The following is a 12,810-nucleotide window of genomic DNA, read 5'->3' on the forward strand; positions in this document are numbered from 1 at the left end:
AACCACGCGCTACAGTCCGCGCAGGCGGCGAATCATCTCGTATGCATCCTGAAGCTCCTGGAAGCGCCGGGTGGCTTGCTCGACTGCTCCCGGGCCCAGGTGGGCGACGCGATCCGGATGGTGGGCGGCGGCGAGCTGGCGGTAGGCCCGCTTCACCTCGGCGTCCGAGGCCCCCGGGTTCAGCCCGAGCCTCGCGTACTCGGTGTGGCCCGTGCCCAGGTAGCGCGCGGTGATGGCGCGCCGGTCCTCCTCGCTCAGGCCGAGCCCCTTGACGATCTGGCGCAGGGCCTCCTGCTCGGAGCGCTGGAGGGCGCCGTCCACGAGCGCCAGCTGGTACAGGGTGTCTACCAGCAGCAGGCGGTCCGAGGTGGGCAGCTCGTCCCGGCACGCGGCGATGGACTCCTCCAGCGGTGGGGGCTGCTGGAGGAACTCCTTGAGGTACAGGCGGACCGTGTCGAGGGCCTCGGGGCCATACTTCAGCTCGTCCTGGAAGTACTCGCGCACCACGCGCACCTCGTCCCGAGACACCTCTCCATCCACCCGGGCCACCTCGATGAAGAGGGCGCAGAGGTGGCGAGCGAAGTGCTCCTGGGCGTGGGCGTCGATGGCCTCCTGGGTCACGGGCTCGGGCGGCGGGTCGTCCTTCGAGACGAGCCCGGCCTCCTCGAGTTGCTCGAGCGGGTTGGAGGCGGGCATGGCGTGGGTGTTGTCGTAGTAGTGGCCGGCCAGCCCACCCACGAAGGTGAGCAGGACGATGGCCCACGGGCCTCCGATCCAGAGACCCAGCATCAAGCCCACGATTGCTCCGAGCACTTTTCCTGGCGCCACGGCCGCGTTCACCCCTTGCTGGAGCAGTTTGGCATAGAGTTCGTCCGTTCATGGCTCAGTTGATTGATGGCAAGGCAGTGGCAGCTCGGGTGAGGGCGGAGGTGAAGGTGGAGGTCGAGCGCCTCAAGGCGCAGCGGGAGTTGACTCCGGGGCTTGCCGTGATCCGGGTGGGAGAGGACCCTGCCTCGAAGATCTACGTCACCGGGAAGAAGAAGGCGGCCGAGGAGCTCGGGTTCAACTCCTGGGAGCACCACCTGGAGGCGAGCATCTTCCAGGACGAGCTGTTGGCGCTGGTGCAGAAGCTCAACGCGGACCCGGCGGTGCACGGCATCCTCGTTCAGCTCCCGCTGCCTCGGCACATCGACGCGGAGCGGGTCATCGCCACGGTGAGCCCCGAGAAGGACGTGGATGGCTTCCACCCCATCAACGCGGGCCTGTTGTCTCTCGGCAAGCCGGGGCTGAGGCCCTGCACTCCGTTCGGGGTGATGCGGCTGCTGGAAGAGGCGAAGTGCGAGATCGCCGGCAAGCGGGCCGTAGTGGTGGGGCGCAGCAACATCGTGGGCAAGCCCCAGGCGCTGATGCTGCTCCAGGCGGACGCCACGGTGACGATCTGCCACCGCAAGAGCGATCTGCCTCGCGAGGTGGCCATGGCGGACATCCTCGTCGTCGCGGTGGGCGTGCCGGAGCTCATCCAGGGCGAGTGGATCAAGCCCGGCGCGGTCGTCATCGACGTGGGGCAGAACCGCAGGGCCGATGGGAAGCTCGTGGGGGATGTGGACTTCCAGAGCGCCTCGCAGCGCGCGTCCGCCATCACTCCGGTCCCTGGCGGCGTGGGGCCGATGACGATCGCCATGCTGATGCGCAACACGATCATCGCCGCCACGGGGGGCGTGTAATGCCGACGCGTGAGGAGCGGATCAAGGGAGGGCTGTACGGGCTGCTCATTGGAGACGCACTCGGTGTCCCTTATGAGTTCCACCCAGCCGAGCAGATTCCTCCCCGCGAGCAGATCGAGTTCGAGCCGCCTGCCGGCTTCCATCGCGCGCACTCGGGAGTGGCTCCTGGGACGTGGTCCGATGACGGGGCCCATGCGCTGTGCCTCCTGGCTTCGCTCCTGTATCGGAAGAAGCTCGATCCCGAGGACCTCGGTCGCCGGCTCTGGAACTGGTACGAGCTGGGCTACATGGCCGTGGACTACGAGGTCTTCGACGTGGGCGTGCAGACGAGCAACGCCCTGCGGACCTTTCGCTCGGGGACTCCCGCGCTCCTGTCTGGCCCCAAGGGGGAGCGGGACAACGGGAACGGCTCGTTGATGCGGGTGCTGCCGCTGGCGCTGTGGCACACCGGGGATGATCAGGTTCTCGTGCGCGATGCCATGACCCAGTCCCTGGTGACGCACGGGCACTTGCGCTCCCAGGTGTGCTGCGCGTTGTATTGCCTCTGGGCTCGGAGGACGCTCGAGGGCGCGTCGGATCCCTGGGCCGAGGCGCTGGCCACCTTTCGCCGCCTGTACCCCGATCCGCTCGAGGCCCACGCGGAGCTGGAGTTCCACATCCGCCCGGATCGGCCCGAGCCAGGGAATGGATCAGGCTATGTGGTCGATTGCCTGGTCTCGGCTCGGGACTGCGTGCGCGCGGAAGCTACCTATGAAGGTGCGGTGAAGGCTGCCGTGGCGCTCGGGCATGACACCGATACCACCGCCGCGGTAGCGGGCGGCATCGCGGGACTGCGCGACGGCATCCAGGCCATCCCCGAGCGGTGGCGCTCGGCGTTGCGAGGCCAGGAACTCGTCGAGCCGATGCTCTCGGAGTTGATCCAGCGGATCTAGAACACTTCGCACGTCTGGCTGCTTGGAGAGATGGCAGGCTGAACAGAGATCCTGTCGGAAAGGTGACGCGTACCCCAGGGGGCATCTGAGGCGGAAGCCTCGTGGATGCTAAGAGTTTTCCCGGTCGGGACGATCACGCGTGAGTGCCTACTCCATAGCTTCTCCAATTCCGTGGCAGGACGTGGCAGCGAGTGCGGCCCTCGCGGGGCTCGAAGCGCTCTGGCACGCCCCCATCGGCATCGCCTTCGTGGATACCGGACTGTGCTACCAGCGCGTGAACAAGGCGCTGGCGGCCATGAACGGCCTGCCAGCCAGCGAACACCACGGCCGAAGGCTTGACGAGGTGCTCCCCGCGGACTCGGAGTCGACAAAGGCCACCATCCGTCGGATCGAGCACGTCCTGGCCACGGGACATGCGCTGGAGAACATCGAGGTGGAGTGGGATGCCGCGGGCGCTTCGCCGGAGTCCCATTACTCGCGCGCCAGCTACTATCCGGTCCGGAGCGACTCCGTCATTCTCGGAGTGTGCATCTACGTCGAGGATCTGCGGGAGCAGCGGCGCGCCGAGCAGCAGCGTGGTGAGTTGTTGGAGCGGGAGCGCCACGCCCGTGCCGAGGCGGAGACCGCGGCCCAGCGGCTCTTCATCCTCGCGGAGGCTTCGCATGTCTTCTCCGAGGCCAGCGCTGATCTGCGGAGCCTCGTCAACGCCATCGTTCGCTTGGTGGCCACGATCATCGACGGAGCGTGCGCGCTCTTCCTGCTCACCGAGAACGGGCAGGAGGTCATGCCCGCGGCGGCCTACCATTCGGACTCCGAGGCGCGGAAGGTGCTCGAGGGGTTGGTGGAGCGGGCATCGCACTCGGTGGGCGAGGGCCTCACGGGAATGGTGGTGCGCACGGGACAGTCGCTCCTGCTGCCGCGAGTCTCTCGCGAGGAGCTGCTGGTAGCCTTGCCCGAGGCCCACCGCGCCTATACCGCGCGCTTCACTCCGCGCACGCTGATGCTGGTGCCGCTTCGGGAGCACGGACGGATCATCGGCACGCTGCAGGTGTCTCGCGAGGATGGGGAGCGGCCCTTCGGCCCGACGGATCTCGTCTTCCTGGAGGAGTTGGCGGACCGGGCGTCCCTGGCCATCCAGAATGCGCGGCTGCTCACGCGAGAGAAGGAGTCCCGCGCCGAGGCCGAGAACGAGCGCGCTCGCCTGCATGCCCTGGTGACGCAGGCGCCCGCGGCGATCGCCATCATGCGGGGCACGGACTTCGTCTTCGAGTTCGCCAACCCGCTCTACGAGAAGTTCTCCGGGCGCACGGGGCTGGTGGGCAAGCCCCTGCGAGAGGCGCAGCCTGAGCTGTTCCAGCAGCCGGGATATCTGGAGGTCCTCCTCCGGGTGCTGCAGACCGGTGAGCCCTTCGTGGGCCATGAGTACCCGGTGTCCCTGGATCGGCGCGGAGACGGCACGCTGGAGGAGGCCTTCCTCAACCTGGTGTACCAGCCGATCCACGACGCGCAGGGCCGAGTGGACGGGTTGCTCACGCACGCGGTGGATGTGACGGAGCTGGTCCGGGCCCGCCAGCGCGCCGAGGCGCTGGAGCAGCAGGCTCGGCGGCGGGCTCAGTTCGAGCAGCAGCTGATCGGCATCGTGAGCCACGATCTGCGCAACCCGGTGAGCGCCATCCTCATGTCGGCCCAGATGCTGCTCAAGCAGGACGGGCTGGGCGAGCGGGCCTTCAAGGGCGCCTCGCGGATCCTCTCCAGCGCGGAGCGCGCCAACCGGCTCATCGGGGATCTGCTGGACTTCACCCAGGCGCGGTTGGGCGGAGGCATCCGGATCCAACGCCGGACGACCAACCTGCACGAGCTGGTGCGCCAGGTGTTGGAAGAGAGCCAGGCCGCGTGGCCGGAGAGGGCTCTCCACGCCAGCCACGGGGGCGACGGGTTGGGCGAGTGGGATCCGGATCGGCTGGCCCAGGTGGTCACCAACCTGGTGACCAACGCGCTGCGCTACGGGGCACCTGACACGCCGGTCCGAGTGAGCACTCGGGCCGAGCACGAGGCGGTGCTGATCGAGGTCCACAACCGGGGTCGCCCCATCCCCGAGGAGTTGCTCCCGCACCTCTTCGAGGCGATGAAGCGGGGCTCCCATGACACGGAGCGCTCGGGTAGGAGCGTGGGCCTGGGGCTCTACATCGTCCAGCAGATCGTCCAGGCGCACGGAGGAGCGGTGTCCGTGCGCTCCACGGAGGCGGAGGGGACGACGTTCACCGTCGAGCTGCCTCGCCTGACCTGAGCCTGCCGTCAGGCCGTGAAGGCCTTCTTCACCTCGGGGTTGCTGAGGATGAAGAGCATCCAGCACGTCGCCGGGATGCCCACGCAGACGGTGGGCGACAGGCAGAAGGAGGCGGTGATGGCTCCCACGATGACCAGCCCGTAGCCGCGCAGGTTCAGCGCGCTCAGGGCGCCCCAGATGGAGAGCACGCCGCAGATGATGGCGGCGGCGGCCGGCAGCAGGAAGGACGACGGCGAGAACTCTTTCAGCGCGGTCAACCGCTCCGCCGTGAGCACTCCCGCCATGGTGAGGCCCGCCAGCCCCAGCAGGATGATGCACATGATGAGGTTGAGCGCTCCGACGCACAGCAGCAGGAAAGCCGGGGCGCGGACCAGCCTCAGGGCGGGGAAGCGCGGATCGCTCCGGGGCAGGTTGAGCCCGGGACCGCTCATGATCGAGCCCTCAGCGCGCCTACGATCATCCGCGTCGCCGGGGACTTGTTGAGCGTGTAGAAGTGGATGCCGGGCACGCCGCGCGCCAGCAGCTCCATGCACTGCACGGTGGCGTGCGCCACGCCGAGCTGCATGACGGCCTCGGGCTGGTCCTTGACGCGCTCGAGCTGCAGCCCCAGGCGCATGGGCACGGTGGCGCCGCACATGCGGGTGAAGCGGTGGACCTGCTCGAAGTTGGTGATGGGCATGATGCCGGGGACGATGGGAACGTTGATGCCGATGCGGCGGGCCCGCTCCACGAAGTCGAAGTAGAAGGCGTTGTCGAAGAAGAGCTGGGTGATGAGGAAGTCCAGCCCCGCGTCCACCTTGGCCTTGAGGTTCTGGAGGTCCGCGTCACGCGAGGCCGTGTCCACGTGGCCCTCCGGATAGCACGCCCCGCCCAGGCAGAAGTTGAAATCCTCTTCTCGGATGAATTGCACCAGCTCCGAGGCGTAGTGGAAGCCTCCCGGCGTGGGCTCGAAGTTCGTCTGCCCCCGGGGGGGATCGCCGCGCAGGGGCAGCACGTTCTCGACCTTCGCCTCGGCCAGGCGCTTGAGCACCTCGTGCAGCTCTGCCTGGCTGTGCCCCACGCAGGTGAGGTGAGCCATGGCCTCGATGCCGGTGGTCTTCTTGATACGGGTGACGAGATCCAGCGTCCTGTCGCGCGTGCTCCCGCCCGCTCCGTACGTGACCGAGACAAAGCCGGGCTCCAGCGGCGCCAGATCTTCCAGCGCCTTCAACAGGTTCTCCGTGCCCTCGTCCGTCTTGGGCGGGAAGAACTCGAAGGAGAAGCACGGGTTGGAAGGATTCAAGCGATTACGAATCTTCATATTGAGCCCAGTGTAGCCGGTCCCCGAATGCCTTGATTGGAAGAGGTGCGCGGCTATAGTCCGCCCGCTTTTACCCCCCACCCCTCTAGAGGAGAAGACAATGCCCCGGCGCACGCCCCTGAACGAGGCCCATCGGAAGCTGGGCGCTCGGATGGTCGACTTCGTAGGTTGGGACATGCCCGTGCAGTACACCTCCGTCATCGGCGAGCACGAGGCGGTGCGCAACGCCGTGGGGCTGTTCGACGTCTCCCACATGGGCGAGATCGAGTTCCGCGGCCAGGGGGCCCTTGAGACGGTCAACCATCTCATCTCCAATGATCTGACCCGGTGCGCGGACGGGCAGGCGCTGTACTCGGGCCTGCTCACGGAGCAGGGCACCTTCGTGGACGACATCGTCGCCTACCGCTTCTCGCCCGAGCGCATCTTCATCTGTGTCAACTCCTCCAACCGGGAGAAGGATTTCGCCTGGATGCAGTCCCATGCCCAGGGTGTGAAGCCGGTGGATCGCAGTGACGAGTTCGCGCAGATCGCCGTGCAGGGCCCGAAGGCCCCCGGCCTGGTTCAGCGGCTGACGAAGGCGGACCTGTCCAAGGTGGGCACCTACCGCTTCACGGAGGGCGAGGTGGCGGGCGTGAAGTGCATCATCTCGCGCACCGGCTACACGGGTGAGGACGGCTTCGAGCTGTACTGCGCCGCCAACGAGGCGGAGAAGCTGTGGAACGCGCTGCTGCAGGAGGGCCAGGCGGACGGCGTGAAACCGTGCGGCCTGGGGGCTCGAGACAGCCTGCGCACGGAGATGAAGTACGCGCTCTACGGCAATGACATCGACGACGCGCACACCGCGCTGGAGGCGGGCCTGGGCTGGATCGTGAAGCTCGACAAGCCGGGCGGCTTCATCGGCAAGGATGCCTTGCAGAGGCAGAAGGCCGAAGGGTTGAAGCGCAAGCTCGTGGGCTTCGAGATCACCGGCAGCGGCATTCCGCGCCACGGCTACTCCATCATGAAGGGCGGGCAGAAGGTGGGCGAGGTGACGAGCGGTACGATGGGGCCCTCCGTGAAGAAGCCGATTGGCATCGGCTACGTGCCGGCCGAGCTCTCCGCCGAGGGCTCCACCTTCGATGTGGACATTCGCGGCCGGCCGGTGCCCGCACAGGTGGTCAAGACGCCTTTCTGGAAGAAGCCGTAGCCCCCTTTCGAGGAACAACCCATGTCCGACATTCCCGCCGAGCTGAAGTACACCAAGGATCACGAGTGGGCGCGCCAACAGGGCAGCGTCGTCGTCGTAGGTGTGACGGCCCATGCCCAGCAGTCCCTGGGCGACGTGGTCTATGTGGAGCTGCCCAAGGTGGGCTCCACCATCACCGAGGGCGAGCAGTTCGGTGTCATCGAGTCCACCAAGGCCGTGTCCGAGCTGTTTGCCCCCATCAGCGGCAAGGTGGTGAAGGTAAACGACGAGCTGACTGAGCAGCCGGACACGGTGAACGATGATCCGTACGGCGATGGGTGGATCATCGAGGTCGAACCCTCGGATCCCAAGCAACTGGGCAATCTCTTGGATGCCAAGGCCTACGGCGAGCTGCTGAAGAACGAGTAGCCCCCTTGGCGCACTGAATCCGCCTGGGCCGGTTGTTAGAGACGGCCTCTGATTCACCTCGTACCCGAGCGCACGAACACCATGTCCCTTAACTGGAAGTATCAGGAGTCTTTCGCTGGTCGTCACGTCGGGCCGGATGATCCCGAGCTGAAGGCGATGCTGGCCGTGCTGGGGGCCAGCTCGTTGGATGAGTTCATCGACCGGACGGTGCCTCAGGCCATTCGCTCCAAGGAGCCGCTGCGGCTGCCGGTGGGGGTGGGCGAGCACGATCTGCTGGCGCAGCTCGAGGGCATCGCCGCGAAGAACCAGCGCTTCAAGAGCTTCATCGGGATGGGCTACTCCGACACGCACACCCCGAACGTCATCCTGCGCAACATCTTCCAGAACCCGGGCTGGTACACGCAGTACACGCCGTACCAGGCGGAGATCGCTCAGGGCCGGTTGGAGGCGCTGCTCAACTTCCAGACGATGTTGATGGATCTGACGGGGCTGGAGGTGGCCAACGCGTCCCTGCTGGACGAGGGCACCGCGGCGGCCGAGGCCATGACCATGGCCCTGCACGTGAAGGGTGACGGCGACGGCGGCGCCTTCTTCGTCTCGGAGGCGTGCCACCCGCAGACGATCGATGTGGTGCGCACGCGTGCCGCGCCGATCGGTGTGGAGGTGGTGGTGGGCGATCACCGCTCCGTGGATCTGGGCGCGAAGAAGTTCTTCGGCGCGCTGCTGCAGTATCCGGCCTCGGACGGCGTGGTGAATGACTACCGCGCGTTCGTGGAGAAAGTGCACGCGGCGGACGGGTTGGTGGTGATGGCCACGGATCTGCTTGCGCTCACGCTGCTGACTCCTCCGGGCGAGCTGGGGGCGGACGTGGCGGTGGGAAGCGCGCAGCGGTTCGGCGTGCCCATGGGCTATGGCGGTCCGCACGCGGGCTTCTTCGCGACGAAGAACGCGTACACGCGGTTGATGCCGGGCCGCATCATCGGCGTGTCCGAGGATGCACAGGGCCGGCGTGCGCTGCGCATGGCGCTCCAGACGCGCGAGCAGCACATCCGCCGCGAGAAGGCCACGAGCAACATCTGCACCGCACAGGTGCTGCTGGCGGTGATGGCGGGGATGTACGCGGTGTACCACGGGCCGCGGGGGCTGAAGGCGATCGCGGAGCGGGTGCACGGGCTGACGGTGCTGCTGGCGCAGGGGCTGGCAAAGTTGGGGTACAAGCCTCGGCACGATCAGTTCTTCGACACGCTTCGGGTGGAGCTGTCTCCGGCGCAGGTGCGCACGGTGCTGTCGGCGGCCGAGGCGAAGGGGATGAACTTCCGCCGCATCGACGAGCGCTCCATTGGCGTGTCGCTGGACGAGACGACGCGGCCGGCGGACGTGGAGGCGATTCTCGGCACGTTCGCGGCGGGCAAGGCGCTGGGCGTGACGCTGGACGAGCTGGGCGCGAACCTGAGCAGCCCGGTGGAGGCGGGGCTGCGGCGGCAGAGCGCGTACCTGACGCACCCGGTCTTCAACAGCTACCACTCCGAGACGGAGATGCTGCGGTACATCCGGCGGCTCGAATCGCGGGACTTGTCGCTGACGCATTCGATGATTCCGCTGGGCTCGTGCACGATGAAGCTGAACGCCACGGCGGAGATGATCCCGGTGACGTGGCCGAGTTTCGGCGGGCTGCATCCGTTCGCGCCGCCGTCGCAGGCGGCGGGCTACAAGGCGATCTTCGAGCAGCTGGAGAGCCAGCTGGCGGAGGTGACGGGGTTCGCGGGGTGCTCGCTGCAGCCAAACGCGGGCAGCCAGGGCGAGTACGCGGGGCTGTTGGTGGTCCGGGCGTACCACCAGAGCCGCGGGCAGGGGCACCGGGACGTGTGCCTGATTCCGCAGTCGGCGCACGGGACGAACCCGGCGTCGGCGGTGATGGCGGGCTACCACGTGGTCGTCACGAAGTGCGATGAGCAGGGCAACATCGACATCGGGGACCTGCGGGCCAGGGCGGAGGAGTACAAGGATCGGCTGGCGGCGCTGATGGTGACGTACCCGTCGACGCACGGCGTGTTCGAGGAGGGGATCAAGGAGATCACCTCGATCATCCACGAGCGTGGCGGCCAGGTGTACATGGATGGGGCGAACCTGAACGCGCAGGTGGGGTTGATGAAGCCGGGGCAGCTCGGCGCGGACGTGTGCCACATCAACCTGCACAAGACGTTCTGCATCCCGCACGGCGGTGGTGGTCCGGGCATGGGGCCGATCTGCGTGGCGCCGCACCTGGTGAAGTTCCTGCCGGGGCATCCGGTGATCGCGCAGAGCGGCTCGGAGCGGATTGGAGCGATCTCGGCTGCGCCGTGGGGCAGCGCGAGCATCCTGCTGATCTCATGGGTGTACATCCAGCTGATGGGTGGAGAGGGGCTGACGCGGGCGACGAAGATGGCGATCCTGAATGCCAACTACGTGGCGAAGCGGCTGGATCCGCACTACCCGGTGCTGTATCGCGGGAAGACGGGTGGGGTGGCGCACGAGTGCATCGTGGACCTGCGGCCGCTGAAGAAGACGTCGGGGGTGGAGGTGGAGGACGTGGCCAAGCGGTTGATGGACTACGGCTTCCACGCGCCGACGGTGTCGTTCCCGGTGGCGGGCACACTGATGATCGAGCCGACGGAGAGCGAGTCGAAGGCGGAGCTGGATCGGTTCTGCGACGCGATGATCGCCATCCGCGAGGAGATCCGTGAGATCGAGGAGGGCAAGGCGCCGAAGGACAACAACGTGCTGAAGAACGCGCCGCACACGTCCTGGGTGATCACGGCTCCGGAGTGGAACCGGCCTTACTCGCGAGAGAAGGCTGCGTTTCCGGCGAAGTGGGTGCACGAGGGCAAGTTCTGGCCGTCGGTGGGACGGTTGAACAACGTACTGGGCGATCGGAAGCTGGTGTGCTCGTGCCCGCCGATCGAGGAGTACATGAACCCGGTGCCGCCGAAGGCCGCGTAGCCCACAGTCAGGCTCACCGCTTGTCTGGCCGCTCTCTCTCCAAGACGAGCCTGCTGGCCCTCGTGTCACCCGACGAGCGGGTGCTTACGGTGAGGGGGAGGCAGGGCAGGGTGCCTGGCAAGGAGGGTGAGTCGAATGAAGCTGTCTCTCGCATGCGGAGTGCCCGTGGGGCTCCTTCTTCTCTCAGCCCCGGTTTGGGCCAGGGAGATCCCTCTCTCCTCGGAGCCCACGCTACAGCGATCCTGGCTCGACAGCTCCAGCCTCCGCTGGAACGTGGGCTCGAACATCCCGCTTACCGAGCCCACGCAGCCGCTGGACAGGGCCCGCTGCAAGGCGGAGATCCTCAGCGCAAATACTGACGAGGAGCGCCGCGTCGAAGGGGCAGGGTGGATGCTCGTCGAGCCCACTCGGAGGGCCGGGGCCCTGGCTCTCGTGAAGGGCACTCAGGCCTTCGATGGCGAGTGCCGCCCCACTGCCTTCCAGGTTTTCGTCTTCTCGGAAGGCCAGTTCGCGGGGACGGTGGCTCCTCAACCGATGGAACGCCAGGCCGACGGTGAGCTCCTCCAGGCCCGGGTGGAAGACGACGGTACCGTCATGGCGGACTTCGCACGGTACCGCGCGAAGGATCCGCTCTGCTGTCCGAGCCGCACTGCCACGGTGAGCTACCGGATCGATCACGTGGGCGCCACCCCGATTCTGCTCCCGGAGCGCATCTCCACGGATCTGTTGCCCACCGAGTAGCTCCTCGCGGAGCCAGAAGCTCAGGGCTCTGGAGGCTTGTCGGCGGCGGGGGGAGGCACGGCCGGATCCCACATGGCCCGCTCCTCCTCGGCATAGATCCGCTCGCGTTCCACCATCATCGCCTTGGCCACGCCGTACGCCCAGGCCGCGAGCTTGGCGCCGTTCTGCAGCTCCGCTTGGGTCGTGTACGGGTGCGCGAGCCGAGCCGCCAGCACCTGCCCGGCGAACCAGTCGCGCAGCGTCATGCCCTCGGCTGTGAACATCGGTGTTGTACTCATCGCTCTCCTCGGGGCAATCGGTGTTTCAGGATCAACGCACCTGCAGTGAGTTCACGACCCGTGCCGGTTCGACGTGTACCACCACATCCACCACCTGCGGGAACGCGCTGTGGAGCCGCTGCTCCACCTGATCCGCCACCTCGTGGGCCTGAGCCGTGCTGAGTTGGGGATCCACCTCGATCTTCAGATCCACGTAGACGCTGTCCTCCATGCCGCGGCTGCGAACGTCCCGGCACGAGAGCACACCCGGCACGCCCATGGTGAGCTGCCCCACCTGCACCGCGTCCAGTCGCGCCGTGTCCGAGAGAATACCCACTGCTTGCCGGACGATGCCGTACGCCACATAGGCCACGAAGACCATCACCAGCAGCGCCACCACACCGTCGGCGCGCGGGTAGCCCAGCCACACCAGCCCCAAGGAGACCAGCACCGCCAGGGTGACGTACACGTCCGAGAGTGTGTGGTTGGCATCCGCCAGCAGCAGCGAACTCTTGAGCCGTTCTCCGAAGCGCCGCTCCACACGGGTGACGGCCAGGTTCACCACCAGGGTGACCACCATCACCCCGGCCATGATCGGCGTCACCTGGGCGTGCTTGTCATGCAGCAGCGAGTCGAGCGCCATGCGCCCCAGCTCCAGCATGCCGATGCCGATCATCGCCCCGATGCCCAGCGAGGCGATCGCCTCGAACTTGCCGTGGCCATAGGGGTGATCCTCATCCGCGGGCCGGGCCGCCGCCGTCATGGCCACCAGCCCGAGGATGTTGGAGCTGCCGTCGATGAACGAGTGCAACCCGTCCGCCGTCACCGAGGCTGACTGGTACACCACGCCAAAGAGGAGCTTGGCGGTGGCCACGGCCCAGTTGGCCACGAGGATGGCCGCGAGCACCTGCCGGACCTTCCGGTTGCGCTCCGCGTGGGCGTCCTGACGGTTGGAGAGCGAGGCTTCCACGAAGCCCCAACCCTACCTGCCTCCAG

Annotated in this window: 12 protein-coding genes; 7 read left to right on the forward strand and 5 right to left on the reverse strand. The window is 67.2% G+C overall.

The window, feature by feature from the left end; all coding sequences use genetic code 11:
* Positions 1 to 9 precede the first annotated feature (9 nt).
* The gene (locus KY501_RS07405) at positions 10 to 789 is read right to left on the reverse strand and encodes a TerB family tellurite resistance protein (protein WP_255636137.1); all 780 of its coding nucleotides are present in this window, start codon (positions 787 to 789) and stop codon (positions 10 to 12) included.
* Positions 790 to 878: 89 nt separating this feature from the next.
* Between KY501_RS07405 and folD the strand changes: the two genes are divergently transcribed.
* From folD to KY501_RS07420, 3 genes are all read left to right on the forward strand, one after another.
* Entirely contained in the window at positions 879 to 1,724 is an 846-nt protein-coding gene (folD, locus tag KY501_RS07410) for a bifunctional methylenetetrahydrofolate dehydrogenase/methenyltetrahydrofolate cyclohydrolase FolD (RefSeq protein ID WP_224361957.1), read from the forward strand.
* Complete coding sequence (locus KY501_RS07415) at positions 1,724 to 2,656, forward strand: ADP-ribosylglycohydrolase family protein (protein ID WP_224361958.1); 933 nt, start codon at positions 1,724 to 1,726, stop codon at positions 2,654 to 2,656. The genes folD and KY501_RS07415 overlap by 1 nt, the downstream gene beginning before the upstream one ends.
* A 181-nt stretch (positions 2,657 to 2,837) precedes the next feature.
* Positions 2,838 to 4,943 (forward strand): sensor histidine kinase, encoded by a 2,106-nt coding sequence (locus KY501_RS07420; protein WP_224361959.1) that lies wholly within the window; start codon positions 2,838 to 2,840, stop codon positions 4,941 to 4,943.
* 8 nt (positions 4,944 to 4,951) lie between these two features.
* Here the strand turns inward: KY501_RS07420 and KY501_RS07425 are convergent, their stop codons facing one another.
* Together KY501_RS07425 and metF are read right to left on the reverse strand one after the other, a co-directional pair.
* Positions 4,952 to 5,374 (reverse strand): hypothetical protein, encoded by a 423-nt coding sequence (locus tag KY501_RS07425; protein WP_224361960.1) that lies wholly within the window; start codon positions 5,372 to 5,374, stop codon positions 4,952 to 4,954.
* A complete protein-coding gene (metF, locus tag KY501_RS07430; RefSeq protein ID WP_224361961.1) occupies positions 5,371 to 6,243 on the reverse strand; it encodes a methylenetetrahydrofolate reductase [NAD(P)H] in 873 nt (290 codons plus the stop codon). Before metF ends, KY501_RS07425 begins: the two co-directional genes overlap by 4 nt.
* 100 nt (positions 6,244 to 6,343) lie before the next feature.
* Between metF and gcvT the strand changes: the two genes are divergently transcribed.
* The 4 genes from gcvT (at position 6,344) to KY501_RS07450 (ending at position 11,557) form a co-directional block, all read left to right on the forward strand.
* On the forward strand, positions 6,344 to 7,429 hold the full coding sequence (gcvT, locus tag KY501_RS07435) for a glycine cleavage system aminomethyltransferase GcvT (protein WP_224361962.1): 1,086 nt from the start codon (positions 6,344 to 6,346) through the stop codon (positions 7,427 to 7,429).
* A 21-nt stretch (positions 7,430 to 7,450) separates the two neighbouring features.
* Positions 7,451 to 7,837: a glycine cleavage system protein GcvH gene (gene gcvH / locus KY501_RS07440; RefSeq protein WP_224361963.1), complete on the forward strand. Its 387-nt coding sequence runs from the start codon at positions 7,451 to 7,453 to the stop codon at positions 7,835 to 7,837.
* 81 nt (positions 7,838 to 7,918) lie between these two features.
* The gene (gene gcvP, locus KY501_RS07445; protein ID WP_224361964.1) at positions 7,919 to 10,816 is read left to right on the forward strand and encodes an aminomethyl-transferring glycine dehydrogenase; all 2,898 of its coding nucleotides are present in this window, start codon (positions 7,919 to 7,921) and stop codon (positions 10,814 to 10,816) included.
* Positions 10,817 to 10,951: 135 nt separating this feature from the next.
* A complete protein-coding gene (locus KY501_RS07450; RefSeq protein ID WP_224361965.1) occupies positions 10,952 to 11,557 on the forward strand; it encodes an LppP/LprE family lipoprotein in 606 nt (201 codons plus the stop codon).
* Positions 11,558 to 11,577: 20 nt separating this feature from the next.
* On the opposite strand, the gene KY501_RS07455 is transcribed toward KY501_RS07450, so the two are convergent.
* Entirely contained in the window at positions 11,578 to 11,835 is a 258-nt protein-coding gene (locus tag KY501_RS07455; RefSeq protein WP_224361966.1) for a hypothetical protein, read from the reverse strand.
* 31 nt (positions 11,836 to 11,866) lie between these two features.
* On the reverse strand, positions 11,867 to 12,784 hold the full coding sequence (locus tag KY501_RS07460; protein WP_224361967.1) for a cation diffusion facilitator family transporter: 918 nt from the start codon (positions 12,782 to 12,784) through the stop codon (positions 11,867 to 11,869).
* Positions 12,785 to 12,810 lie beyond the last annotated feature (26 nt).

The organism is Hyalangium versicolor, assembly GCF_020103695.1.
Classification (GTDB): Bacteria; Myxococcota; Myxococcia; order Myxococcales; family Myxococcaceae; genus Hyalangium; species Hyalangium versicolor.